A 25,775-nucleotide genomic window follows, 5' to 3' on the forward strand; every position below is an offset into this window, starting at 1 on the left:
GAGAAAGCGCCGGAAATTCCGCTGAGCCGGCGCTCATCAACTTGTAAGAAAATCAGCGGACGATAACACCGACAATATCCTGGGGAATTCGCAATGACATACAAGACCGACATCGAAATCGCGCGGGACGCACAGAAGCGTCCGATCCAGGACATCGGGGAAAAGCTGGGCATCCCGACGGAGGCATTGCTGCCTTATGGGCATGACAAGGCGAAGGTCAGCCAGGATTTCATCCAGTCGCTTGACGAGCGCGAGAACGGCAAGCTGATCCTTGTAACCGCCGTCAACCCGACCCCGGCGGGCGAGGGCAAGACGACGACGACCGTGGGGCTTGGCGACGGGCTGAACCGGATCGGCAAAAAGGCGGCGGTCTGCATCCGCGAAGCCTCGCTGGGGCCGAACTTCGGGATGAAGGGCGGGGCAGCCGGGGGCGGCTATGCACAGATCGTTCCAATGGAAGAGATGAACCTGCATTTCACCGGCGATTTCCACGCGATCACCTCGGCGCATAACCTGCTGGCGGCGATGATCGACAACCATATCTACTGGGGCAATGCGCTGGATATCGACACCCGCCGCGTGGTCTGGCGGCGCGTGGTCGACATGAACGACCGGGCGCTGCGTCAGGTGAATGTCTCGCTTGGCGGCGTGTCGAACGGTTTCCCGCGCGAGGATGGCTATGACATTACCGTGGCCTCCGAGGTCATGGCTATCCTGTGTCTGGCGCGGGATCTGCCAGATCTGCAGGAGCGGCTTGGGCGGATGATCGTCGCCTACCGCCGGGACAAGAGCCCGGTCTATTGCCGCGACATCAAGGCCGATGGTGCGATGACGGTATTGCTGAAGGATGCGATGCAGCCGAACCTTGTGCAGACGCTCGAGAATAACCCGGCTTTCGTGCATGGCGGGCCGTTCGCGAATATCGCCCATGGCTGCAATTCGGTGATCGCGACGACGACCGCGCTTCGGCTGGCGGATTACGTGGTGACCGAAGCCGGGTTCGGGGCCGATCTTGGGGCGGAGAAATTCCTCAATATCAAGTGCCGCAAGGCCGGGCTGGCACCGTCCTGCGTGGTGCTGGTGGCGACGGTGCGGGCGATGAAGATGAACGGCGGTGTCGCCAAGGACGATCTTGGTGCGGAGAACGTGGCCGCTGTTCTCGCCGGGTGCAGCAACCTTGGGCGCCATATCGAGAACCTCGGGCAGTTCGGCGTGCCGGTAGTCGTGGCGATCAATCATTTCGTCACCGATACCGAGGCCGAGGTCGATGCGGTGAAAGGATTTGTCTCTTCGCTGGGGGCCGAGGCGGTGCTGTCGCGGCACTGGGAACTGGGCTCGGAAGGTTCCGCCGATCTGGCGGCGAAAGTGGTCGAGGTGATCGACCGGGGCGAGGCCGACTTCGCGCCGCTTTATCCGGACGAGATGTCTCTGGCGGACAAGATCACCTCTGTTGCCACTCGTATCTATCGCGCCGACGACGTGGTCATGTCACTGGCGGTGAAACGTCAGCTGGAAGCCTGGGAGGCACAAGGATATGGCGATCTGCCGGTTTGCATGGCCAAGACGCAGTATAGTTTCACGACCGATCCGACCCAGCGCGGCGCGCCGAGCGGGTTCAGCGTGCCGGTGCGCGAAGTGCGCCTGAGCGCGGGGGCCGGGTTTGTCGTGGCGATCTGCGGCGAGATCATGACGATGCCGGGCCTGCCGCGCCAGCCGGCGGCGGAAACGATCCGGCTGAACGCCGAGGGGCAGATCGAGGGATTGTTCTGACGCGGGCGTCGCGCGGGGCGTGAGGTTGGGACCGCCTCCGGCGGCCGTATTTGAAACGAGAAGAAGAAGGTGAGCGCATGGTCGCGAAAATCATAGACGGCAAGGAATTCGCGGCGCGGGTGCGTGGCGAGGTTGCGGCGCAGGTTTCGGCCCTGGCCGGGCACGGTCAGCCCGGGCTGGCGGTGGTGCTGGTGGGCGAGGACCCGGCGAGCCAGGTCTATGTGCGCTCAAAGGGCAAGATGACCGTCGAGGTGGGGATGAAGTCGGTGGAGCACAAGCTGCCGGCCGAGACCTCGGAGGCGGAGCTGCTGACCGTGATCGCGGATCTGAATGCGGATGAGAGCATTCACGGGATTCTCGTGCAACTGCCGCTGCCGGGTCACATGAATGAGGATCTGGTGATCAATGCCATCGATCCGGCCAAGGATGTGGACGGGTTTCATATTTCGAACGTCGGGTTGCTGGGCACGGGGCAGAAAAGCATGGTGCCTTGTACGCCGCTGGGCTGCCTGATGATGCTGCGCGATCACCATGGGTCGCTTTCGGGGATGGATGCGGTGGTGATCGGGCGTTCGAACATCGTGGGCAAGCCGATGGCGCAGCTTTTGCTTGGCGACAGCTGCACGGTGACGATCGCGCATTCGCGGACCAAAGACCTGGCCGATGTGGTGCGGCGCGCGGATATCGTGGTGGCGGCGGTGGGCCGGCCCGAGATGGTGCCAGGCGACTGGATCAAGGAGGGGGCCACGGTAATCGACGTCGGTATCAACCGGATCGATGCGCCGGAAAAGGGCGAGGGCAAGACCCGGCTGGTCGGCGACGTGCATTTCGAGAGCGCGGTCGAACGGGCCGGAGCGATCACGCCGGTGCCGGGCGGGGTGGGGCCGATGACCATAGCCTGCCTGCTGGCCAATACGCTGACCGCGTTCTGCCGGTCGAAAGGATTGCCGGAGCCGGAGGGGCTGACCGTCTAGTCGGTTCAGTTACGCGGGCGCGATGGGGATCATCGTGCCCTGCATCACGGCGATGAGGGTTTCGCGGCCCTTGTCGTCGATGGCGTGGATGTCGCTGCTGACCACGACGATGCGCCGGCCGGATTTGATGACATGGCCGGTGGCGCGGAGTTCGGCGCCTTTGGCCGGGGCAAGCAGGTTGATCTTGATCTCGGCGGTGAGCACGTTCCAGCCGGGATCGAGCGCGCTGATCGCCGCGTAACCGGCGGCTGTGTCGCCGAGGGCAAACGTCAGCGCGGCGTGCCCATAGCCGTTTTGTTGTTTCGTACCCGGCAGGATCGGGGCGGCGATCTGCACCTCTCCCTTTTGGATGGTGGAAATCCGCGCGCCGATGGTTTCCATCATGGTCTGGGAGGCAAAGCTGTCCCGGATCAGGGATTTGTGGCTTGCATCCAATTCGGTGGTCATTCGGCGTTTCCTTTGTCTCAGCGCGGCATTGGTACGGCGTATGCCCGGGGGCCGGTGAGAATGGCAAGCGCGTCGGGGCGCATCAGGGTGGTAAGCGTGGCATCGTGGCTGTGCAATCCCCCTGTATAGGTGCCATAGGCGGGCATGATGATGCGGTCTCGATCCGACAGAAAAGCGGCACGGGTGATGCGGCGGGCGCGGGTCGTGAGGCTGGCCTTGGGGTGGTAATGGCCCGAGATCTCGCCGCGCGCGCCGGTCTGTGCGATATGGCGGAAGATCAGCGGCCCAAGCGCCAGTTCGGCCAGATGTGTGCCGCCAAGGTCGACAGGGCCGGAGTCGTGATTGCCCTCGATCCAGATCCAGCGGCGGCCCGCCTGCATCCGGGTGAGCGCGGCCTGATCCTCTGCCGCGAGGGCGCGGGCGGCGTCGAGATCGTCGAAACTGTCGCCAAGACAGATGACCGTGGCGGGTTTCATGCGGTCGAGATCGTCGGCGAGGCGCAGCAGGGTGTCGCGGGTTTCATAGGGGGGCAGGATGGTGCCGCCGCGCCGGGCGATGCGCTCGGATTTCCCGAGATGCAGGTCAGAGACGCAGAGTAGCCGTTCTGCGGGCCACCAAAGCGCGCCAGAGCCCAGCGCGACGAGCTTGGCACCGGCAAGGGAAAGGGAGCAGTTGTTCATGCTCCGTTCCTTGCTCAGGGCGGGCGGTTTTGCAAGCGGTTTCAGGCGGTGCCGGTCAGATCGGCGATCCCGGCGGTTTCCAGCAGGCGCTCGGCCTCTTCGGCAAGCAGGCGTTCCTCGGCGGCGCCTTCGACCGGGACGCGGCCCATCTCGAGCAACAGCGGCGCGGCGAGCGGAGTGACGCGGGACAGGCGCTTGTGATCGATGCGGCCCTGAATGCGCGCGACCATTTCCTCGATGCGGCCGAAATCGACGAGGCCGGTGTGGGCTTCTTCGCGGGTGATCTTGAGCATCAGGTGGGTCGGGTCGTATTTTTGCAGCGTGTCATAGAGAATGTCGGAGGAAAATGTCGCCTGCCGCCCGGATTTGCGCGCCGAGGGGGTGTTGCGTTCGATCAGGCCGGCAATCGTGGCCGAGGCGCGAAAGGTGCGTTTCATCACCGCGTTCCCGGCAAGCCAGCTGTCGAGACCGTCCTGCAGGGCAGCAAGGTCGAAGAGCGGCGCGGGGTCGTCGAGCCGGTCGAGGCCCCAGATCAGCGTCGCGTAATCGGTGGCGACAAAGCCAAGCGGGTGCAGTCCGATCTCCTCCATCCTCTTGGTCAGCAAGAGGCCGAGGGTCTGCTGTGCGTTACGACCAGCAAAGCCGTAGACGCAGGTATGTTCGCGCCCGTCATGGGGAAAGCTCTCGATCAGCAACCGGCCTCGTTCGGGCAGACGCGAGACATCGCGCTGGAGCGCCAGCCATTCGGCGGTATGGGGCGGAAGCTCGGGCCAGTTTTCCTGCTGGAACATGCGCAGGATGCGGTCGGAAAGCTGGGTGGAGGTTGCGAACTTGGTCCCGGCAAAGGTGGCGATCTTGGGTTTCTTATCGGCGCGGCGGGTGACTTCGACCGTCATTTCGCGCAGCCCCTCGTAGCGCACGATCTGGCCGCCGATCAGGAAGGTATCGCCGGGGGTGAGCGAGGCGGCAAAGCCTTCCTCGATCTCGCCCAGCGGCTTGCCGCCCCGGTTGCGGCGCAGGCGCACCTTGAGCGTATCGGTATCCTGGATCGTGCCGAGGTTCATACGGATGCGTTGGGTGGCGCGGGGATCGCGCAGCTGCCAGAGCCTGTCGGGGCGCTGCTTGAGCCTTTGCCAGCGGTCATAGGCGGCCAGCGCATAGCCACCGGTGGCGCAGAAATCGAGACACTCGTCGAATTCGGCACGGGTCAGGGCGGCATAGGCCCCGGCGGTCGTGACCTCGTCATAGAGCGTGTCGGCATCGAAAGGACCGGCGCAGGCGGCGATCAGGATATGCTGGCAGAGCACGTCGCGCGGGCCGGGGCGGCGTGGCTCGCCATCCAGATCGCCTTCGCGGACGGCTTCGAGCGCGGCGACGCATTCCACCACTTCGAACCGGTTGGCGGGCACCAGCAGCGCCTTGGAGGGCGCGTTATAGCGGTGATTGGCACGACCGATCCGCTGCACCAGCCGTTTGACGTTTTTCGGGGCGCCGATCTGGATCACCAGATCGACATCGCCCCAGTCGATGCCAAGATCGAGCGAGCCGGTGCAGACGATGGCGCGCAGCTCTCCCCTCACCATCGCCGCTTCGACCCGCTGGCGCTGGGTCTTGTCGAGGCTGCCATGGTGGATGCCGATGGGCAGGCTGTCGTCATTGGCAAGCCATAGATTGTGAAAGAATATCTCGGCCTGCGCCCGGGTGTTGTGAAAGATCAGCGTGGTCTTGTGGGCCTTGACCTGTTCCAGAACCGCCGGGATCGCATGGGCGGCGCCACCCCCGGCCCAGGGTGGGCGTTCCTCGGTCGTCAGCATCTGGATGTCCGGGGCGGGGCCGGGATCGGCCAGCAGGATGTCGCAGGGGTCCGGGTGGCGCGCGAGCAGGGTGGCGATGGCGGCGGGGTCGTCCACTGTCGCCGACAGCCCGACGCGACGCAGATCCGGGCAGAGCGTCTGCAGGCGCGAGAGGGCGAGGAACAGCTGATCGCCACGCTTGCTTTCCGACAGGGCGTGGATTTCGTCGATGACAATGCGCTTCAGCCCGGCAAAAATGCGGGGCGCGTCCTCGTATGAGATCAGCAGCGCAAGGCTTTCCGGCGTGGTCAGCAGGATCTGCGGGGGATCGACCCGCTGACGTTTCTTCTGAGTGGCGGTGGTGTCGCCGGTGCGGTCCTCGATGCGGATGTCGAGCCCCATCTCGGCCACCGGTCCGGTCAGGTTGCGTTTAATATCGGCGGCCAGCGCCTTGAGCGGGCTGACATAGAGCGTGTGCATGCCCGCGCGCGGAGTCTTGGCAAGATCGACGAGGGTGGGCAGGAAACCCGCCATTGTCTTGCCGCCCCCCGTAGGGGCGATCAGCAGGGTGGCGGGGTTGTCGGCGCGCTCCAGCATGGCGCGCTGATGCGGATGGATCTCCCATCCGCGTTTCTCGAACCAGCCGGTGATGATCGGGGGAATTGCACTCATGCAGGGGATGTAGGGCGCGAGCCCGCCATTGGGAATGTCACCCCGAGGCGGTTTCGCGCATATGCGCCACGATTTCAGCGACTTCTTCGGTGAAACGGTCAGGGCCGACCTGCGCGGATTCGTCCGTCCAGGCGCTGAAGCGTTCCATCAGCGGGATGAAGGTGGCGATTTCCTCTTCGCTCCAGCCCGACAGGAATTCGCCCATAACAAGGAATTTGAACCGGCGCACGGCATCGACCACCGCCTCTCCCTTGTCGGAGAGTTCCACGATGGTGCGGCGCGCATCCTGCTGGCTGACCGCCCGGCGGGCGTAGCCGCGTTCGATCAATTCGCTCACAAGGCGCGAGGCGCGGGAAGGGTCGATGCGCAGCCGTTCCGCGATGGTGGAGACCATCGTTTCCTGCTGCTGGTCGGCGCCGAATTCGTTCAGCGGCGCGCGGATTGCGACCAGCACGTCAAGCTGCGCAAGATCGAGTTCGTCCTTGAGTTCGAGCGCTTTCAACGCGCTATGGCCCAGTTCCTGCTTGGACACGCGGCGACGCCAGCGTTGCAGCACCGCATCAAGCGTCAGCGAGGCATCGGCAACTCGACCGTCGATTCCGGCCTTGGCCAGAAAGGCCTTTAGATTGGTGTCGCGCGTGGATATCGATCCGTCCTCCGGTTGGTTGAGCCGCATATTCCACAAAAACATGCTGCGCCGCAATACATGCCGTTGACATGTAATTGTTCGTGACACATATATGATTGCAACACAGGGCTTACCATACTCCCCCCTGAGCCCGGGATGGCCGTTCAAGCCCATGAAATGCGCCGTCCCGGCTCTTTTTTGTTCGCTAGGTTTGAAAATTGTCTGACGTACACCCGAACCCCGATTCTTCTGCCGATGATGCGCTGGACTGGACCCGCATTCGCGTGGTCCTGTCTGCCGTTGCGGTCACGCTTTTCCTGGCCTCGCTGGGGCAGACCGTTGTTACCACCGCCTTGCCCACGATTGTCGGAGAACTGGGCGGTCTGGACCAGATCACATGGGTGATCACTGCCTATTTGCTGGCCGCCACGGTGGCCGCGCCCATTTTCGGCAAGCTGGGTGATCTGTTCGGGCGCAAGGCGATCCTGCAATCGGGGATCATTGTGTTTTTGACCGGGTCGATCATCTGTTCGCTGGCCCCGAATATCTGGCTTCTGGTGCTGGGACGCGCGGTACAGGGGCTTGGTGGCGGTGGGCTTATCGTGGTGTCGATGGCCACGATTGCCGACGTGCTGCCACCGCGTCAGCGGGGCCGGTTCCAGGGGCTGATGGGCGCGGTGTTCGGCATGTCGACGGTGATCGGGCCGCTCGCGGGCGGGTTCATCGTGCAGCATATCAACTGGCACTGGATCTTTCTGATGAACCTGCCGCTGGGCGTGCTGGTCTTTGTCGTGCTGGCCTTTGCGCTGGAAACGCCGGAGCCGGGCAAACGGCCCAAGATCGACTATATTGGCGCCTCGTGCCTTGCGCTACTGTTGTCGGTTCTGGTGATCGTGGCAAGCCTTGGCGGGCAGACATTCGCATGGGACAGCGCCACCATGCTGGCGCTTTATGCCGGCGCGGTGACCGCCCTTATCGGTTTCCTCGTGGCCGAGACCCGCGCGCCGGAGCCGCTTTTGCCGCTGAGCCTGTTTAAAATCAACAACTTCATCGTGTCGAACTCGGTCGGTTTCATCACCGGGATCTGCATGTTCACGACGATCACCTTCGTTCCGTTCTTCATGCAGGTGGTGAAAGGCGTCTCGCCCTCGGCTTCGGGGATGTTCACCTTTCCGATGATGGTCGGGCTGATCACCGCTTCGACGCTGTCCGGTCAGTTCATGTCACGGACCGGGCGGTACAAGTATCTACCGGTGTTCTCGACCCTGTTGCTGGGGCTGGCGATGACGCTGATGGCGACGCTGACACCACATACCCCGAATGGGCTGATCGTGCTCTTCATGCTGATGACGGGCCTGGGGATCGGGCCGGTGATGGGCGTCGGAGTGACCGCGATCCAGAACTGCGTGCCGCCGCGTATGGTCGGGGTCGGGACGGCCAGCGCCAATATGTTCCGCATGATCGGGGGCTCGCTGGGTACGGCAGCCTTTGGTGCGCTGTTCGCGGTCGGTCTTGGCCGCCATCTGGGCGATGTGCTGCCCGGCACCAATCCGCGCGGGTTGAGCGCCCAGACTATCTCGGCGATGGATGACGGGATGCGCGAAGCGGTGGTGCAGGGGATCGCCCATGCGCTGCACCCGGTGTTCTGGTCCGCCGCCGTTCTAGCTTGTATTGCCAGCGGCATCGCCATGCTGATGATCGAGCGGCCGCTGTCGGATACCCTGCCGGGCGCCAAGGTTTCGCGGACACCGGCGCAGACGGCGCAGTCGGTGGGGCAGACCCCGGCGGAGTAATCTTACCGGTTTCGCGGCTTGGCACGCAGGGTCGGATCGGCCTGCGTCGGGTCCTCGGGCCAGGGGTGCTTGGGGTAGCTTGCCCGCATGTCCTTGCGCACATCCGCATATGACCCGGCCCAGAACCCCGGCAGGTCGCGGGTGATCTGGATCGGGCGCTGGGCGGGTGACAAGAGCGTGATCTTGAGCGGCACGCCGCCGCTGGTCGGGTGCCGGGTGACGCCAAATACCTCTTGCAGACGCAGCGAAATCTCGGGGCCGTCCTCACCGTAGGTGATGGGCACCTCGCGGCCGAGCGGGGTGGTGAACCGGGCCGGGGCCTCGCGGTCGACAAGCTGCTGCTGGTCCCAGTTCAGCATCGCGCGCAGGGCGGGGAGGACATCGAACCCTTTCCAGTCCTGCGCGGAACGCACGCCCGAGAGCATCGGCAAAAGCCAGTCCTCGAGGCTCTCCATCAGCGCAGTTTCGGTCATGGCGGGCAGGTCCGCGCCCTCGGCCCGGACCAGTTCGACCCGCGCGGCAAAGCGCCATGCCGCGCCTTTCAGCCGCAAGCCAAGTATGCGGACACCGTCCAGCATGGCGCGGGCGATGGCCTCGTCCGGCGCGTCTTTCCAGATCCGGTCCGAAAGCGTGATCGCGCCGAACCTTTCCTGCTGCCGCGCCACCACGCGATTGTCGCGCCGGGACCATTCGCAGATGTCGTGCCAGCCGATCTGATCCGCAAAGAGGTCTCGAATCTCGGATTCGGTGATCTGGGTGGCTAGCCGGATGCGCGCCTCGCGCGGGTTGCCGTCGGTGTCGATTGCCACGAGGTAGGGCGCATTGGCAAGTGGATCGGACTCCGTCAATACCGCGCCTTTTCCACCCGAGAGCACATAGCGCGCGGCATCGCCCTTGCGGCGCTGGCCGATCCTGTCGGGATAGGCGAGCGCGGCCATGGTGGCGGGGCTGTGCGCTCCGGTCGCGCCCTGCTGGCCGGCCAGACGTTTGCTTTCCGTTCGGATGCGTTCGACCACGCCCCGGTTCAGCTCATACCGGTGCTGGCGGGCAAAACCGCTGGGATCGCGCAGGGCTTTCAGGCGCAGCGCCAGATCAACGGGCGCACCCCGCAGGGGGTCACGCTCGGCCATCAGTGCGGCAAGGGGGGCTGCGTCACTGCCCGCGATGACCAGCATGTGCGCCAGACGCGGGTGCAGGGGCAGGGCAGAGAGGGCGCGCCCATGCTCGGTAATGCGGCCCGCATCGTCCAATGCGCCGAGCATATGCAGCAGGGTCTGCGCCTCGGCCATCGCACCTTCGGGCGGGGCGGTCAGAAAGGGCAGATCGCACGGCTGCGCGCCCCAGAGCGCCAGTTCCAGCGCCAGACCGGTGAGGTCCGCCGCCTCGATCTCGGCCGGGGGAAAAGCGGCAAGCGCGCCTTCCTCGCCACGGGTCCAAAGCCGGTAACAGGTGCCTTCCGCCACACGTCCGGCGCGGCCCCGGCGCTGTTCCGCCTCGGCGCGGGTGACGCGCTCGGTCACCAGCCGCGACATGCCCGAGCCGGGATCGAACCGCGCGCGGCGCGACTGGCCCGCATCCACCACGACGCGGATGTCTTCGATGGTGAGTGACGTTTCGGCGATGGAGGTCGCAAGGACGACTTTCCGGCCCTTGGCAAGCGGAGCTATGGCGGCGCGCTGGGCGTCGAATTTCATCGCGCCGAAGAGCGGGCGGATCTGGCATTCCTGCGGCAGACGGGCGCTTAGCATGGTTTCGACACGGCGGATTTCGCCCTCGCCGGGGAGGAAGACCAGAATGCCGCCGCCGGTGGCGCGGGTTTCCTGTTCGGCCTGCACCACAAGGTCCGCCAGCGCGTCAAGCCGCCGCGCCTGTGGCCCGAGCGGCCGGTCGAGCCAGCGGGTTTCGACCGGGTAACTGCGCCCCTCCGAGGTAACGAGCGGGGCATCCATCAGCGCGCCAACTGGCCCGGCATCCAGCGTGGCCGACATGGCCAGCAGGATCAGGTCGTCGCGCAGGGCGCCCGCGACCTCGAGGCAAAGCGCGAGGCCAAGATCGGCGTTCAGGGAGCGTTCGTGGAATTCGTCGAAGATCACCGCACCCACGCCCGGCAGGTCCGGGTCGGATTGCAGCATCCGGGTTAGGATGCCTTCGGTGACAACCTCGATCCGCGTGGCCTTTGAGGTCTTGGATTCGCCGCGAATGCGATAGCCCACGGTCTGCCCGACCGGTTCGCCAAGACTGTCCGCCATGCGTTCGGCTGCGGCTCGGGCGGCAAGGCGGCGGGGTTCGAGCATGACGATGCGCCCCTTGGTCAACCCGGCGTCGAGCATCGCCAGCGGCACGCGCGTTGTCTTGCCCGCGCCGGGGGGCGCCTGCAGCACGGCGCGGCCACGGTCGCGCAGGGCGTCGATCAGGTCGGGCAGGGCCGCGTCGATGGGCAGGGTGGTCTTTGACATGGCTCGCTTATCGCCAAAGCGGCGGGCAAGGTCCAGCGTGCTGCTCTGGACATTGCGGGGCCCGATGCGTCATGTATCCGAGGCGAAAAGACGGGACGCAGGCATGGATATCAAAGAGCTGGGCGCAAAGATCCTCACGGGCGACCGGCGCGCGCTGGCGCGGGCAATCACGCTGGTGGAAAGCCGCCGCGACGATCATCGCGCCGCCGCCGGAGAGCTGCTGGATGAATTGGCAGGGTCAGGGCGCGAGGCACTGCGGATCGGTCTTTCCGGCACGCCGGGGGTGGGCAAATCCACCTTTATCGAGAGTTTCGGCATGATGCTGACCGGGCAGGGGCTGCGCGTCGCGGTGCTGGCTGTCGATCCGTCGAGCGCGCGCTCGGGCGGATCGATCCTTGGCGACAAGACCCGGATGGACCGTCTGTCGCGCGATCCCAACGCCTTTATCCGGCCCTCGCCCAGCCAGACGCATCTGGGTGGGGTGGCGCGCCGCTCACGCGAGGCGGTGGCGCTTTGCGAGGCGGCGGGGTTCGATGTGGTGTTGATTGAAACCGTGGGCGTCGGCCAGTCGGAAACCGTGGTGGCGGAAATGTCCGACCTCTTCGTGCTCTTGCTGGCCCCGGCGGGTGGCGATGAATTGCAGGGGGTCAAGCGCGGCATCATGGAGATGGCCGACCTGATCCTTGTGAACAAGGCCGATGGCGATCTGAAAGCCACCGCCACGCGCACCTGTAGCGATTACGCGGGCGCGCTGCGGCTCTTGCGCAAACGCCCGCAGGATCCCGAGGGTTTTCCGAAGGCGCTGATAGTTTCGGCGGTCGAGGAAAGCGGTCTGGACAAGGCATGGGAAGAAATGCGCGCGCTAACCGACTGGCGGCGCGAGAACGGTCACTGGCAGGGACGGCGGGCGGCGCAGGCGCGGTACTGGTTCCGGCAGGAGGTGCAGCAGGCGCTGATGTCGCAGCTTGAAACCCCGGCCATGCGCGCGCTGATGGAAGAGCTTGGCGACAAGGTGGCCGACGGCGATATGGCCCCGGTCATGGCGGCGCGCGAAATCCTCGGCAGGCTGGGTGAAACGCCTGCCGAGCCGGACTAGGGCGGATTTGCGGGGAAAGCCGGTCTTCGCCCTTGACGCTTGCTGCGATTCCCCCTAAACGCAGCAAACGAATTCAGGGCGCGGCGATTTGCGGCGTCCTTATGTTTTGACCGGGCCACCTGACGCGCCCGATGACGAACCAGAGGATGATCTCATGTCGCGCGTTTGCGAATTGACCGGAAAAGGCCCGATGTCTGGCAACAATGTCAGCCACGCCAACAACAAAACCCGTCGGCGTTTCCTGCCGAACCTGAACGACGTTACCCTGCAGTCCGAAACGCTCGGTCGCGGCATCAAGATGCGCATCTCCGCATCTGCGCTGCGCAGCGTTGACCACCGCGGTGGGCTCGACAAGTTCCTTGCAAAAGCCAAGGACACTGAACTGTCGACCCGCGTTCTGAAGATCAAGAAAGAGATCGCCAAAGCTTCCGCTTCGGCCTGATCCGTTTCTGACGATCACGAAATGCAAAGCTCCGCTTCGGCGGGGCTTTTTGCGCTTGTCGCGCCTGTTGGAATACAACGTAACGAGGAGAGAACCATGTCGGGCAAAACGATCCTGCTGGGGGGCGTCATGGCGGCGCTGGCGTCTGTGGCGATGGCCGGAGAGAGCATCGAGGTACGCGACGGTTACCTGATCACATCGCGCCCGAACGCGCCTACGGCGGCGGCCTTCATGGAGCTTGCGAACAGCGGCGATCAGGATGACCGGCTGGTGTCGGCCGCGAGCGAGGCCGCCTCGATGGTGGCGCTGCATACGCATGATGTCGACGACAACGGCGTGGCCCGGATGGGAGAGATCGAGGGTGGTCTGCCCGTAACCGCTGGGTCGACGCGCGCGTTGGAACGGGGCGGCGACCATATCATGCTGATGGGATTGACGCGCCCGCTGAATGATGGCGACACGGTGCCTGTCACGCTGACCTTTGAGCGGGCAGGCGAGATCACCATCGACCTGCCGGTCAATCCGGTCCGTTAAGACCCCAATAGCTCGCTGACCCAGGCCGGGACGGTCTGTCCCGCCGGGCCGGGGCGGGTTTCTGCGAAATCGGACACGACAGCGGACGGGTCGAGATTCAACTCGATCGTGTGAGCGCCCGATGCGGCGGCCTCTTGAACAAAGGCGGCGGCGGGGTAGACTTGGCCCGAGGTGCCGATGGCGGCGAAGAGGTCCGCCTCGGCGAGATGGGCAAAGATCTCCTCCATGTGATAGGGCATTTCGCCGAACCAGACGACATCGGGCCGTGCGGTCGGATTGGCGCATTGAGGGCAGGGCTCTCCGACCGCCATGCTCTCGGGGGCGGTCCATCGGTGACCGCAGGCGGCGCAGAGCGCCCCGGCGAGTTCACCGTGCATGTGAATGACCGAGTCAGACCCGCCGGCCTCGTGCAGGGCATCGACATTCTGCGTCACGATCACTACCTCGCCCGGCCATTCCTGCTGCAACCGGGCCAGCGCCTGATGGGCGGGGTTGGGCGCGGCTTTTGCGGCGGCCTGACGACGCTGGTTGTAAAACTCCTGAACCAGCGCGGGGTTGCGGGCAAAGCCCTCGGGCGTGGCGACATCCTCGATCCGGTGCTGCGACCAAAGCCCGCCCTCGTCCCGGAACGTGCCCATGCCGCTTTCTGCGGATATGCCCGCCCCGGTCAGGATGACGATCTTTTCGGGCCTTCTCTGGCTGGTCATGGCAGGCGCTTTCCCTCTAGTCTCTTGCCCGGACCCTAACCAAGAGCGATGCCCGATGCCCAGAAGAATTCTCTTTGTCTGCCTTGGCAATATCTGCCGTTCTCCCGCCGCCGAAGGGGTGATGCGGGTGCGTCTGCCGGGGTATGAATACGACAGCGCGGGCACCTCGGGCTGGCATGTCGGAGAGCCGCCTTATCCGCCGATGCGCCGGGCCGCCGCCGAGCGCGGCTATCCTATCGACGATCTCAGGGCACGGCAGTTTTCGCCCGGTGATTTCGACGCCTTCGACCTGATCGTTACGATGGATGACGACAATCTTGCAGCGGTCGAGGCGATGCGCCCGCAAGGGTCCGACACGCGGGTTGTGCGCTGCGTCGATTTCCTGACCGACCCGGTGAGCAATCACGTGCCCGATCCCTATTATACCGGCGATTTCGAAACCGTTCTGGATATGCTGGAAGAGGCCGCGCCCGGTTTGGAAGTGGCGATGAAGCAGGCAGAAACGGGCGGACTATTAAGCAAAACCAAATCTGGGCGGTCCTGATTCGGAATCTCACATCTTGGCCATTGTCTTGCCGTGATCGCGTGCGTTGATGGATGAAACGCAGCCTTTGACGTGGTTTCATGCGATCAGCGACACGCATATCCAGACCGACAGCGCGGCGGGTTTCAGCCCGCTCGCAGGCCTCAGGAGTCGATGACGCTGAAGCGTCCCGACAGCCACGGGAGCTGCGTCAGCGCCGGATCGATCACGTGGTTCTGCACGAGGTGCCGCATCGTGCGGGAGACGTCGCGGGGCACCTGATCGACCCAGTCGGTCCCGGCGAACAGCGAGATATTGCGCGAGAAGGCGCCAAAGGGCAGCGGGAAAACATCGATATCCGGATGCGAACGCGCCGCGCGCATATAGCCAAGCGGCGTGGTGATCGCCCAGCCGATACGCCGCGCCACCATCGCCATCAGCGCCGGGTTCGAGCCGATCTCGAAACGGGTTTCAAAATCGAGTTTCTGGCGCGCAAGATGGGCTTCGATCTGTCGGGCGATCAGCTGGTCGCGGCTGTAGCGCAGCAACGGAAGCTCGGCCAGATCGCCCATGATATCGTTCTTGTTGCGCACGATCCCATGCGGCGCGACAAGGATGAATGGGTCACGCACGATCGGGTATTCGGTAATGCCCGGCGCCACGTCGCCGGTACTCGCGGCCACCGCCATGTGCAATTCGCGCGCCTTCATCGCCTCCTGGATCTGCGTGCTCGACGCGGTGATCAGCTTGAAACGGCATTTGGTCAGGCTTTCGGCCAGAACGGTGGCAAGGCGCGGTGTAAGATCGCTGTCGAAATCGTCGATCAGCCCGACAGAGAGCGTGCTGAGATGGCTGAGATCCATCACCGTCAATTCGCTCTGGGCAAGGCGCAACTCGTTCAGCACGGCCTCGGTACGCGCAAGAAAGCTGCGACCGGCGGGGGTGACGCGCATGGGGCGGCGGCTGTGGTCCACCAGTTCGGTGCCCAGCGCGCTTTCGAGATTACGCAACTGCTGGCTCACGGCGGGCTGACTGAGGCCGGTCATATCGGCCGCCTGTGCCACCGATCCCGTCGAGGCCAGCGCCTCGAAAACTTCGAGCCCGCGCAGGGTGACACCTTTGATAAGCAGCTTTTTGACCTCCGGGGTTTCACTATTTGTGAAACTCCGGCTGTTAAGGGTCAAGGGCCAAATCCGAAAGGCTCCGCATGATGGCGACGCACTATCTCAAGCACTCCACGATCCCCGATCACGGGTCAGACGAAAAGACTGTTGCGATCGTGCAGTCGATGCTCGCCCGGATCGCCGAAGAGGGCGAGGCCGCGGTCCGGGACTATGCCGAAACGCTGGACGGCTGGACCGGGCCGATTGTCGTGACCGAGGCGCAGATTGCAGCAGCGGCGGGACAACTGCCCGAGGATCTCAAGGCTGACATCCGCTATGCCCATGAAAACATTCGCGCCTTTGCCCTTGCCCAGCGGGCCAGCGCGCATGATATGGAAATCGAACTGCGCCCCGGACTTTTCGCCGGTCAGCGCCATATCCCACTGACAACCGCCGGTTGCTACGTGCCGGGCGGGCGCTATGCCCATATCGCTTCGGCGCTGATGTCGATCACCACGGCGCGGGCAGCTGGTGTCAGCAATGTGATCGCCTGCACCCCCGCGCGCGGAGCCGAGGGGCCGGCCGCGGCCGTGCTTTACGCGATGCAGCTTGCCGGGGCGGATTGTATCCTGACCCTGGGAGGTGTGCAGGGGATCGCCGCTTTGGCGCATGGCCTGTTCGGCGGTGCGCCCGCCGATATCCTCGTTGGGCCGGGCAATCAGTTCGTGGCCGAGGCCAAGCGCCAGATGTTTGGCCCTGTCGGTATCGACATGTTTGCGGGGCCGACGGATTCCTTGATTGTGGCCGATGACACGGCGGATGCGCTGACCGTGGCCTGGGACCTTGTGGGGCAGGCGGAACATGGCGCCAATTCGCCGGTCACGCTGATCACCGACGCCGCAAGCCTTGCGCGCGACGTGATGCGGCTGGTGCCGCGCTGTATTGCCGAATTGCCGGAGTCGAACGCGCAGGCCGCGCGTGCCGCCTGGGAGGCGATGGGCGAGGTGATCCTGTGCGAAATCCGCGAGGAGATGGCCGTCCAGGCCGATCTTGCCGGTCCCGAGCATCTGCATGTGCAGGCCCGCGACCTAGACTGGTGGAAAGATCGCCTGCGGTCCTATGGCTCGCTGTTCCTTGGTGAGAATACCACCGTTGCCTTTGGCGACAAGGCCGCCGGACCGAACCATGTGCTGCCCACGGCGGGCGCGGCGCGCTATACGGGCGGGCTGAGCGTGCACAAATTCCTCAAGACCGTCACATGGCAAAGGGTCGAGGATCAGGCGCTGCCCGATCTGGCGCAAGCGACCGCGAATATCTCGCGCCACGAGGGAATGGAGGGCCACGCACGCACCGCCGACATCCGGCTGGACCGGTTCAGCCCGCCGCCGATGGTTGCCAATAGTGGTAGTTAGGCCTCAGGTGCAGATCTTGGCGGCCTGATCGCCAAAATCGCGCCAGCGTTTCCAGAATGCGGAATGGGAGCTGCTGCTTGACTGACGGATTTCCTGTGCCGCGTGAGGATCGCCGAAAAAGCTGGCACCAAGACGTTGATCGCTGCCTGAAAGCGTCTGGTTGGCGACGCTTTGCACGCAGCTGCACCGTTGAACGGTCGCGCCCTTGCGACCCTGTTCAAGACAGGCGGAATTGATCGGCCCGCCGACGACCCGTGTCATTCCGCCGTGCCCGCGCTGCCCGCCGCCACAAGCCCCAAGCGCCGTGACCGCCAGTGCCAAAACCAACATACCCTTCATGCAAACTGCCCTTGTTTCGCCTGCGTTTTACCCCTGCCGGTGTATCCCCGGCTGCGGCGCAATATGAAGCATTCCGGGCAGTGGTTCAATCTGGTTGACCGTTCAAGTACTTCACGTTGCAAAGAGGAAATGGCTCTCGTTCAGGTTCGAATACTGGTTCTGAATGATGATATCGACGATGAGCACTTCGTTGGCAAAGCCGATGGTGTAGCGTTCATTGACATGGCTGATCGACAGGTCGTCGTAGGTGAGGCCGGTGCCGAAATGGGTGAGATCAATGGTCTCCCGGTCGAAATCCCTGATGTAGTCGGTCTCGCCATCCGCGATAAAGACAAAGTGATCGCGATCAGTGCCGCCATAGAGAATGTCTTCGCCTGCGCCGTCTATCAGCGTGTCCTCGCCGCTGGCGCCCTTTAACAGGTCATCGCCGTCGCGGCCGAAGAGGAAATCGTCTCCGCCGCCACCGATCAGCGTGTCATCGCCCTCGCGCCCGTCGAGCATATCGTTACCTCCCTGACCATAGAGCTTGTCCGACCCGTCATCGCCGATCAGAAAATCGTCGCCACCGCCGCCCTTGAGCTTGTCATTGCCGTCCCCGCCAAAAAGGCTGTCACTCCCGTCGCGACCGATCAGCTTGTCCTTGCCGTTGCCGCCGTCGATGGCATCGTCGCCATTACCGCCATCAATCCTATCCTTGCCGTCCAGCCCGGTGATCTGGTCAGCCTGGCCGGTGCCGCTGATCGTATCGTTCGTGTTGCTGCCCTCGATCACCGTGGATTCAGGTTTGAATTCAAAGGACTGAACAGAATCCTCCTGACCGCTGAGGGAAAAGAGGAATTGTTTTCCGCCGATCTCCGCCTCGTCGAGCTGAAGGATGAATTCCTCGGAATTGGGGCCGAAATCATAGCTGTCAATCCGGGTGAGCGCGCCGCGTTCAGACATTTGGAAAATCACCAGCGGGGTCTTGAACCCGCCCGCAGCAACGTAGTGCACGCCCTCGAATTCAAAGGCACGCAACACCCCGGCATCCGCGCCGGTCACCCAATCGTCAGCGGCAATCACCTGATCGACAAGCAGCAAATCTCCGTTTTCGTCGACCTCGTAGACAACCGCCCGTCCGCGATCGTCTTCGGTGACCACGGCAAAGCCGCGTTTGCCGATTTCGACGGTTTCGATGTCGCTGACGTTATGACGTTCGATGGCGCCGTCGTAATGGGGCGCGTCAAAGGTATGGGTAAGCGACCCGTCACGCTTGAACTGGTGCACCTGCAACTCGGGGCCCAGATCCTTGCTTGAAACAAGGAACGTCTTGCCACCCGCCGTCACCGTGTCGTTGATATAGGCCATCCCATGCTCAAGCTCGGTGGCGGCAAGCTCTTTTATCCGGCCGCTTTTGGCGATCTTGTAGGTGGTCACGACATCCTCGGCATAGGTGGTGGTGCCGGTTGTCGTATAAACCACGTCTTTCTTGCCAATTTTCAGGGTATTGAGCGGATAGCTCGTCAGCGGATCGGTGGCCTCGAAATCCACGATCACAGGCGCGCCGCTGGCGTTCAGCTTGATCGTGACGATGGCCTTGGTCGAGATATTCGGCGTCCCCGGTTCCGTGATATGGGTCGCGAGCAGCGCAAATTCCTTGCCGCCCTTTGTAAAGCTGAGCGGCTTGCTGCCCGCCATGTATCGGCCAAGGTCATCCTGAGTCCGGTTAGTCAGGTAGACGTCATCGACCGAGAGCTTGCCCGACCCGGCAATGTCGACAACGGCGATGCCGCCACCCACGCCGCTTGCCAGCAGGTGCGGCTTGCCCTTGATGGAGGTGAAATCGATGGCGAACGGCATGATGTAGCTGCTGCCATAGGCATGTTTATAGGAAAAATCACGCTCGTCCTGAAGCGAGCCGGTCCGGAGAATCGACATGAAAAATGACCTTGATGCTGTAATTGCCCTCTGACGCTACGAAGAGCTTTGAACCCTGTCAAACTTATTGGATCTGCCCTCACGTGGCGCTTGACCGATGCCGCGTTCCCATACATATCACCGCCATGACAGACCTCGCACATATCCGCAATTTCTCCATCGTCGCGCATATCGACCATGGGAAATCCACGCTTGCCGACCGGTTGATCCAGTCGACAAACACCGTCTCGGCACGTGAGATGAAAGAGCAGTTGCTCGACGCGATGGATATCGAACGCGAACGCGGCATCACCATCAAGGCGAACACTGTCCGGATCGAGTATATCGCGGATAACGGGGAGCTTTATGTCCTCAACCTGATCGACACGCCCGGCCATGTTGACTTTGCCTACGAGGTATCCCGGTCGATGCGCGCGGTGGAGGGGTCGCTGCTGGTCGTGGACTCGACCCAAGGGGTGGAGGCGCAGACTCTGGCGAACGTCTATCAGGCCATCGACGCGGATCATGAGATCGTGCCGGTGCTGAACAAGATCGATCTGCCGGCCTCGGAGCCCGACCGGGTGCGCGAGCAGATCGAGGATGTGATCGGCATCGATGCCTCTGAGGCTATGCTGGTTTCGGCCAAATCGGGCATCGGCATTCACGAAACCCTCGAGGCGATTGTGCACCGGCTGCCCGCGCCGACAGGGGATCGGGATGCGCCGCTCAAGGCGATGCTGGTCGACAGCTGGTACGATCCCTATCTCGGCGTTGTCGTGCTTGTCCGGATCATGGACGGCGTGATGAAAAAGAACGAGCGCGTGCGGTTCATGCAGAACGGCACCGTGCATCAGATCGACCGGATTGGTGTGTTCCGTCCCGCGATGCAGAACGTGGATGAGCTTGGCCCCGGTGAAATCGGGTTCATCACCGCATCGATCAAGCAGGTGCGCGACACCAAGGTGGGCGACACGATCACCCATGAGAAAAAGGGTGCGGACAAACCGCTTCCCGGCTTCAAACCGTCGATCCCGGTGGTCTTCTGCGGTCTCTTCCCGGTGGATTCCGCCGAGTTCGAGGACCTGCGCGATGCCATCGAGAAACTGGCGCTGAACGATGCGTCGTTCTCTTATGAAATGGAAACCTCGGCGGCGCTTGGGTTCGGGTTCCGCTGCGGTTTCCTCGGCTTGCTGCATCTTGAAGTGGTCCGCGACCGGCTTGAACGTGAGTACGATATCGAGCTTATCACCACGGCACCGTCGGTGGTTTACCATGTCTTCATGAAAGACGGGACGATGCAGGAGCTGCATAACCCCGCCGACATGCCCGACCTGACCTATGTCGATCACGTGGAAGAACCGCGGATCAAGGCCACGATCATGGTGCCTGACGATTACCTCGGCGACGTGCTGAAGCTGTGCCAGGACCGTCGCGGTATCCAGCAGGAGCTGACCTATGCCGGTTCGCGCCCGCTGGTGGTCTATGACCTGCCGTTGAACGAGGTGGTGTTCGATTTCTATGACCGTCTGAAATCGGTCACCAAGGGCTATGCCTCTTTCGATTACCAGATGATCGGCTACCGTCAGGACAATCTGGTCAAGATGCAGATCCTCGTGAACGATGAACCGGTCGATGCGCTGTCGATGATGGTTCACCGTGATCGCGCGGAAGCGCGCGGGCGGGCCATGTGCGAGAAGCTCAAGGAGCTGATCCCGCGCCACATGTTCAAGATCCCGATTCAGGCGGCGATCGGGGGCAAGGTTATCGCACGGGAGACGTTGTCGGCCATGCGCAAGGACGTGACCGCGAAATGTTACGGCGGTGACGCGACCCGTAAGAAAAAGCTGCTGGAAAAGCAGAAGGCGGGCAAGAAGAAGATGCGCCAGTTCGGCAAGGTGGACATCCCGCAGGAAGCGTTCATTTCCGCGCTCAAGATGGACGGCTGATATGTCCGGCTGCGTGACGTTTCGCGGCCGGAACATTTTCTATTCGAAAAAATGTCGGAAAATCCAAGTAATTGCTGCATGCGCAAAATAACTTTGCAATTGCAGCAATTGCGCGTGCTTTACCTTGCGTAAATTATACGCCGACCCTCGTGGAAATACCGATATGAATTGTGCGGCAGAAACCTAAATTAAGTCTGAACCAAAGCTTTCCGCCAATAGAACACCGGTCGATACAACAGGCGTATCGACGACATGCGAATGCCGGAAATGCGGTCGGTTGTGATTTGGTTGAAGAGGGGCCGAGGCCGCGGATTATTCCGCTTCGTCCTGGATATTGCGGCCGAGAGATTCAACGTCCTTGCCGAAACCCTTGGCGGTTTCACAGGCGGCGAGAGGCAGAAGGACGAGGGTGATGGCAAGGATGCGCAGCATGACAAAGCTCTTGATTCAGACGGGGTGAGACGCAGAATTCGGGCTTAATCTCGATATCTGCACGGCATATTCAACCACATCTAGTGGTTGCTGCGCAAGCGGGCAATGGCCTGAGACGACGATTGCCCGGCTATGTCAGCGTGCGGCCCGAAAAGTGTTCTCGCGCATGTTATTGCTGATCAGCACTGCCGCGACCATGGCCGCAAGCCCGGCCCAGCCGCCGATCAGATACCATCCGAGTACGTGTATCAGGTCGTTTCCATAAGCGAGAAGCCCCAAGGCACCTCCGAAAATGCCCGTCATAGAAGACGAGAGTATGTATCCAGTCATTCTGTCCGCCCTTACCCATCCAAGTCCTCTTATAGAGAATCAGGTGATTCCTGCCCAGACGGCATTCTTCAATTTTGAAGAATTAGTGACATTTGTGACCTTAGGTTACTAATTCAACGTATTAACAAATGTTAATGAATGCCCTGCGAGGCTCATAAATAACTGAATTGGCTATTCAATCGAGGAACACGCGCAGGGTGGCTTCGAATTCACGGGGCTTGTCTGCGTGGAGCCAGTGGCCCGCACCGGGCAGTTTTGCAAAGCGGGCAGAGGGGAACAGGCTGCGGATCTTGTCGCGATTGTCCGATGTTACGTAATCGGAATCGGCGCCGCTGAGGAACAGGGCAGGGCCGTCCCATTGCGCCTCGATATCGGGAAAGGCCATGATCTCGGGCATATTCGCTTCGAGCGCGTCGAGGTTCAGTTTCCACTTTTGGTTGGCGACATCGAGCGACTGGGTGAAAAAGCTTTGCAGGGCGGGTTCGACGCCAAGCTCGGCCAGTTGCTGCGCCGCCTCGGAACGACGGGTGACGCGCTCCAAATCCACCGCGCGCATCTTCTCGATAAAATGCAACTGCGTGTGGGTGTAGGCCACGGGGGCAATGTCCGCGATTACCAGACGGTTCAGGTGCTCGGGGTGGGTCAGGGCCAGCATCATCGCGGCCTTGCCGCCCATGGAGTGCCCAACCAGATCCACCGGGCCGGGCAGGGTGGCCATCACCTCGGCCAGATCATCGGCCAGATCGGCGTAGGTATGGCTGTCATGCCATGGGCTTTCGCCGTGATTGCGCAGATCGACGGCGATGACCTCGCGGCTGTCGGAGAGCCGTTTCGCAATCACGCCCCAGTTGCGGGCAGAGCCGAAAAGGCCATGCACGATGAGAAGGGGCGGGAGATCCGTGGCGGTGCCGTGGCGAATGGTGTTCAACATGACATCTTGTCTAGCGACTGCCCGGGATGGCTTCCAGCCCCATTGAGCACGCGCCGACAGCGCGCTATGTCTGGGGATGTGAGGGTGAGTGATGAGCCAGGTTCAGGAACAGACTTTAGAGCTGAAGAAATTAATGCGCGACAAACTCGGCGTGCGTGCGGGCAGCTTTTCTGTCGCGCTGCGCAAGGCCGGGCGTCGCCTGCCACGTTCAGTGCGCCGTTACGGGCGTGAACTGGCCAAGGCCGAAGGTTTGGCAGAACACCCCAAGCTGCGGAATACATTGGATGAATCGCGTCTTGATACGGCGGCGAGCCGCATTCGCGAACACCTCACCGGCATTAATGTTTCGGATCGCCGCAAGGGCTATTTCCTTGGCGTTCTGGGCGTGGTTGCGTTCAATATTCTGGTGATTGCCGCGATCCTGATGGCCATCCTGATGTGGCGCGGCTTTATCTGACAGCCTGTCGGACCCGCGTCGTCCGGGTGGAATGCCCCCCGAAATGAGGGGGTGATTCCCGTACACTACCTGTACACCCCCTGTACATCGGGCGTGCATCGGCGCCGGGGCTTTTGCCCCGGGCCTGTTTGATCAGGTCAGAGGTTGGGGTAGATCGGGAAGCGGGCGCAGAGCTCTTCCACTTCGGCTTTGACCTTTTCCTCGACCGCGCTGTTGCCGTCTTCGCCATTGGCGGCCAGACCGTCGACCACTTCGATGATCCAGTCCGCGATCTGGCGGAACTCGGCCTCGCCAAAGCCGCGCGTGGTGCCCGCGGGCGAGCCCAAGCGGATGCCGCTGGTCACGGTCGGTTTTTCCGGATCGAAAGGAACGCCGTTCTTGTTGCAGGTGATATGCGCGCGGCCCAGCGCCTTCTCAGTGGCGTTGCCTTTGACGTTCTTGGGGCGCAGATCGACGAGAACAACGTGGGTGTCGGTACCGTGGGTCACGGTGTCGAGTCCGCCCTTGATCAACTGGTCCGAGAGCGCCTGCGCATTGGTGACGACCTGCTTGATGTAGTCCTTGAATTCGGGACGCAGCGCCTCGCCAAAGGCGACGGCCTTGCCCGCGATCACATGCATCAGCGGCCCGCCCTGGATACCTGGGAAGATGGCCGAGTTGAACTTTTTCGCCAGCGCCTCGTCATTGGTGAGGATCATGCCGCCACGCGGACCACGCAGGGTCTTGTGGGTGGTGGTGGTCGCCACATGCGCGTGCGGGAACGGGGAGGGATGCTCGCCCGCCGCGACGAGACCGGCGAAATGCGCCATGTCCACGTGCAGGTAGGCGCCGACGCTGTCGGCAATCTCGCGCATGCGCGCAAAGTCGATCTGGCGCGGGATGGCAGAACCGCCGGCGATGATCAGCTTGGGCTTGTGCTCTTTCGCGAGTTCTTCGACCTGGTCGTAGTCCAGCAGGTTGTCCTGCTTGCGCACGCCGTATTGGATCGCGTTGAACCACTTGCCCGACTGGTTGGGCGCGGCGCCGTGGGTGAGGTGGCCGCCGGCGTCGAGGCTCATGCCGAGGATGGTGTCGCCGGGCTGCAGCAGCGCGGTGAAGACGCCCTGGTTGGCCTGCGAACCGGAGTTCGGCTGCACATTGGCAAATTCGCAGTCGAACAGCTTGCAGGCGCGTTCGATGGCGAGGTTCTCGGCGATGTCGACGAACTGGCAGCCGCCATAGTAGCGACGGCCCGGATAGCCTTCGGCATATTTGTTGGTCATCACCGAACCCTGCGCTTCCATCACGGCGGCCGAGACGATGTTTTCCGACGCGATCAGCTCGATCTCGTCGCGCTGGCGGCCCAGTTCGGAGGTGATGGAGCCATAAAGCTCGGGGTCGCGGCTGGAGAGGGATTCGGTAAAGAAACCGTTGTCACGAGTGGGCGCGTTCATTGGATGCTCCGGGTAATGAAAGGGGCGTGATTGCGGGGTTTCGTATCGGAAACGGCGCAGCGTGGAAAGGCTGTAAAGCGACGAATTGTACCCCGCGCGCGCCAAGGCTGGTCACGCCCGGAAAGGTATGATTGTTTCGGAACAAGTTGCGTAATACCGGAAACCTTTGGAATGACCCTGAAAATCGCGTTCATGGCCGGCAAGAGCGAAGTGGCCCAGTCGGCCCATGATGTGCTGACCGCGAGATATGGCGACGTGCCGCCAGCCGAGGCGGATGTGATCGTGGCGCTCGGCGGGGATGGTTTCATGCTGCGCACGCTGCATACGACGCAGGATCTTCCGGCCCCGGTTTACGGCATGAACTGCGGTACCATCGGCTTTTTGATGAATGAATACAACGAGGATGGCCTGATGGAGCGCCTCGAGGAGGCGGTTCAGGAAGATATCAACCCGCTGTCTATGCAAGCGATGGACCAGACCGGGCGGGTGCATCGGGCGCTGGCGATCAACGAGGTCTCGCTATTGCGGGCGGGGCCGCAGGCGGCCAAGCTTAAGATTACCGTCGATGGCAAGGTCCGGCTGGACGAACTGGTCTGCGACGGGGCGCTGCTGTCCACCCCGGCGGGATCGACCGCGTATAACTATTCGGCCCATGGGCCGATTCTACCAATCGGGTCGGATGTGCTGGCGCTGACGGCGATTGCCGCATTCCGGCCCCGGCGTTGGCGCGGGGCTTTGCTGCCGAAACGGGTCACGGTGCGGTTCGACGTGCTGGAATCGGCCAAGCGCCCAGTCATGGCGGATGCGGATTCGATTTCCATCGACAATATCGACTGGGTCGAGATCAAATCCGATCCGACGATAAAGCACCGGATTCTCTTTGATCCTGGCCACGGGCTGGAAGAGCGGCTCATTTCCGAACAATTCAACTGATTTCCTCGCTGCTGGCTTTTGGAAATTTCTGAAATCTTCATTCCTATT

24 protein-coding genes are annotated in these 25,775 nt (G+C 62.7%); 11 read left to right on the plus strand and 13 right to left on the minus strand.

Going from position 1 to position 25,775, the window contains the following annotated elements; genetic code table 11:
- Window positions 1–93: 93 nt before the first annotated feature.
- Together ACU0FH_RS21300 and folD are read left to right on the plus strand one after the other, a co-directional pair.
- On the plus strand, window positions 94–1,770 hold the full coding sequence (locus ACU0FH_RS21300) for a formate--tetrahydrofolate ligase (RefSeq protein WP_446196697.1): 1,677 nt from the start codon (window positions 94–96) through the stop codon (window positions 1,768–1,770).
- 77 nt (window positions 1,771–1,847) lie between these two features.
- Window positions 1,848–2,744, plus strand: coding sequence for a bifunctional methylenetetrahydrofolate dehydrogenase/methenyltetrahydrofolate cyclohydrolase FolD (folD, locus tag ACU0FH_RS21305; RefSeq protein WP_238370113.1), 897 nt, complete (start codon window positions 1,848–1,850; stop codon window positions 2,742–2,744).
- Window positions 2,745–2,753: 9 nt separating this feature from the next.
- Here folD and ACU0FH_RS21310 read toward each other — a convergent pair whose 3' ends face one another.
- Genes ACU0FH_RS21310 through ACU0FH_RS21325 form a run of 4 tightly spaced genes read right to left on the minus strand, consistent with a single transcriptional unit; the run spans window position 2,754 to window position 7,027 of the window.
- Window positions 2,754–3,191: a PaaI family thioesterase gene (locus tag ACU0FH_RS21310; protein ID WP_446196698.1), complete on the minus strand. Its 438-nt coding sequence runs from the start codon at window positions 3,189–3,191 to the stop codon at window positions 2,754–2,756.
- 17 nt (window positions 3,192–3,208) lie between these two features.
- Entirely contained in the window at window positions 3,209–3,871 is a 663-nt protein-coding gene (gene pdeM, locus ACU0FH_RS21315) for a ligase-associated DNA damage response endonuclease PdeM (RefSeq protein ID WP_446196699.1), read from the minus strand.
- A gap of 41 nt (window positions 3,872–3,912) precedes the next feature.
- The gene (locus ACU0FH_RS21320) at window positions 3,913–6,336 is read right to left on the minus strand and encodes a ligase-associated DNA damage response DEXH box helicase (RefSeq protein ID WP_446196700.1); all 2,424 of its coding nucleotides are present in this window, start codon (window positions 6,334–6,336) and stop codon (window positions 3,913–3,915) included.
- A 37-nt stretch (window positions 6,337–6,373) separates the two neighbouring features.
- Complete coding sequence (locus ACU0FH_RS21325) at window positions 6,374–7,027, minus strand: MarR family winged helix-turn-helix transcriptional regulator (protein ID WP_446196701.1); 654 nt, start codon at window positions 7,025–7,027, stop codon at window positions 6,374–6,376.
- Window positions 7,028–7,182: 155 nt separating this feature from the next.
- Here ACU0FH_RS21325 and ACU0FH_RS21330 point away from each other — a divergent pair, with 155 nt between their 5' ends.
- Window positions 7,183–8,757, plus strand: coding sequence for an MDR family MFS transporter (locus tag ACU0FH_RS21330; RefSeq protein WP_446196702.1), 1,575 nt, complete (start codon window positions 7,183–7,185; stop codon window positions 8,755–8,757).
- A 2-nt stretch (window positions 8,758–8,759) separates the two neighbouring features.
- Here the strand turns inward: ACU0FH_RS21330 and hrpB are convergent, their stop codons facing one another.
- On the minus strand, window positions 8,760–11,213 hold the full coding sequence (hrpB, locus tag ACU0FH_RS21335) for an ATP-dependent helicase HrpB (protein WP_446196703.1): 2,454 nt from the start codon (window positions 11,211–11,213) through the stop codon (window positions 8,760–8,762).
- A gap of 103 nt (window positions 11,214–11,316) precedes the next feature.
- Between hrpB and meaB the strand changes: the two genes are divergently transcribed.
- From meaB to ACU0FH_RS21350, 3 genes are all read left to right on the plus strand, one after another.
- Window positions 11,317–12,309 (plus strand): methylmalonyl Co-A mutase-associated GTPase MeaB, encoded by a 993-nt coding sequence (gene meaB, locus ACU0FH_RS21340; protein ID WP_446196704.1) that lies wholly within the window; start codon window positions 11,317–11,319, stop codon window positions 12,307–12,309.
- Between the two features lie 154 nt (window positions 12,310–12,463).
- Window positions 12,464–12,751, plus strand: a complete 288-nt coding sequence (gene rpmB / locus ACU0FH_RS21345; protein ID WP_238370120.1) for a 50S ribosomal protein L28 — start codon at window positions 12,464–12,466, stop codon at window positions 12,749–12,751.
- A gap of 96 nt (window positions 12,752–12,847) precedes the next feature.
- Entirely contained in the window at window positions 12,848–13,285 is a 438-nt protein-coding gene (locus ACU0FH_RS21350; protein ID WP_446196705.1) for a copper chaperone PCu(A)C, read from the plus strand.
- On the opposite strand, the gene ACU0FH_RS21355 is transcribed toward ACU0FH_RS21350, so the two are convergent.
- Window positions 13,282–13,992 carry an NAD-dependent deacylase gene (locus ACU0FH_RS21355; protein ID WP_446196706.1) on the minus strand — a complete coding sequence of 237 codons (711 nt, stop codon included), beginning with the start codon at window positions 13,990–13,992 and terminating at the stop codon, window positions 13,282–13,284. The genes ACU0FH_RS21350 and ACU0FH_RS21355 overlap by 4 nt on opposite strands.
- Window positions 13,993–14,047: 55 nt before the next feature.
- Between ACU0FH_RS21355 and ACU0FH_RS21360 the strand changes: the two genes are divergently transcribed.
- Complete coding sequence (locus ACU0FH_RS21360; RefSeq protein WP_446196707.1) at window positions 14,048–14,536, plus strand: low molecular weight protein-tyrosine-phosphatase; 489 nt, start codon at window positions 14,048–14,050, stop codon at window positions 14,534–14,536.
- A gap of 143 nt (window positions 14,537–14,679) precedes the next feature.
- Here ACU0FH_RS21360 and ACU0FH_RS21365 read toward each other — a convergent pair whose 3' ends face one another.
- Window positions 14,680–15,645: a LysR family transcriptional regulator gene (locus tag ACU0FH_RS21365; RefSeq protein WP_446197003.1), complete on the minus strand. Its 966-nt coding sequence runs from the start codon at window positions 15,643–15,645 to the stop codon at window positions 14,680–14,682.
- 80 nt (window positions 15,646–15,725) lie between these two features.
- Here ACU0FH_RS21365 and hisD point away from each other — a divergent pair, with 80 nt between their 5' ends.
- Window positions 15,726–17,030: a histidinol dehydrogenase gene (gene hisD / locus ACU0FH_RS21370; protein WP_446197004.1), complete on the plus strand. Its 1,305-nt coding sequence runs from the start codon at window positions 15,726–15,728 to the stop codon at window positions 17,028–17,030.
- 3 nt (window positions 17,031–17,033) lie between these two features.
- On the opposite strand, the gene ACU0FH_RS21375 is transcribed toward hisD, so the two are convergent.
- Entirely contained in the window at window positions 17,034–17,369 is a 336-nt protein-coding gene (locus tag ACU0FH_RS21375; protein WP_238370124.1) for a hypothetical protein, read from the minus strand.
- Between the two features lie 111 nt (window positions 17,370–17,480).
- Window positions 17,481–19,286, minus strand: coding sequence for a calcium-binding protein (locus ACU0FH_RS21380; RefSeq protein ID WP_446196708.1), 1,806 nt, complete (start codon window positions 19,284–19,286; stop codon window positions 17,481–17,483).
- A gap of 125 nt (window positions 19,287–19,411) precedes the next feature.
- Here ACU0FH_RS21380 and lepA point away from each other — a divergent pair, with 125 nt between their 5' ends.
- On the plus strand, window positions 19,412–21,211 hold the full coding sequence (lepA, locus tag ACU0FH_RS21385; protein WP_446196709.1) for a translation elongation factor 4: 1,800 nt from the start codon (window positions 19,412–19,414) through the stop codon (window positions 21,209–21,211).
- Between the two features lie 312 nt (window positions 21,212–21,523).
- On the opposite strand, the gene ACU0FH_RS21390 is transcribed toward lepA, so the two are convergent.
- The 3 genes from ACU0FH_RS21390 to ACU0FH_RS21400 form a co-directional block, all read right to left on the minus strand.
- Entirely contained in the window at window positions 21,524–21,643 is a 120-nt protein-coding gene (locus tag ACU0FH_RS21390; protein ID WP_238370127.1) for an entericidin A/B family lipoprotein, read from the minus strand.
- Between the two features lie 135 nt (window positions 21,644–21,778).
- On the minus strand, window positions 21,779–21,973 hold the full coding sequence (locus ACU0FH_RS21395; protein WP_446196710.1) for a hypothetical protein: 195 nt from the start codon (window positions 21,971–21,973) through the stop codon (window positions 21,779–21,781).
- Window positions 21,974–22,148: 175 nt separating this feature from the next.
- Window positions 22,149–22,904 (minus strand): alpha/beta fold hydrolase, encoded by a 756-nt coding sequence (locus ACU0FH_RS21400; RefSeq protein WP_446196711.1) that lies wholly within the window; start codon window positions 22,902–22,904, stop codon window positions 22,149–22,151.
- Window positions 22,905–22,995: 91 nt separating this feature from the next.
- Between ACU0FH_RS21400 and ACU0FH_RS21405 the strand changes: the two genes are divergently transcribed.
- Entirely contained in the window at window positions 22,996–23,361 is a 366-nt protein-coding gene (locus tag ACU0FH_RS21405; protein ID WP_446196712.1) for a hypothetical protein, read from the plus strand.
- A gap of 137 nt (window positions 23,362–23,498) precedes the next feature.
- Here ACU0FH_RS21405 and glyA read toward each other — a convergent pair whose 3' ends face one another.
- Complete coding sequence (gene glyA / locus ACU0FH_RS21410; RefSeq protein WP_446196713.1) at window positions 23,499–24,794, minus strand: serine hydroxymethyltransferase; 1,296 nt, start codon at window positions 24,792–24,794, stop codon at window positions 23,499–23,501.
- Between the two features lie 171 nt (window positions 24,795–24,965).
- Here glyA and ACU0FH_RS21415 point away from each other — a divergent pair, with 171 nt between their 5' ends.
- A complete protein-coding gene (locus tag ACU0FH_RS21415; RefSeq protein WP_446196714.1) occupies window positions 24,966–25,727 on the plus strand; it encodes an NAD kinase in 762 nt (253 codons plus the stop codon).
- The last annotated feature ends 48 nt before the right edge of the window (window positions 25,728–25,775 follow it).

The organism is Heliomarina sp. (assembly GCF_052826185.1).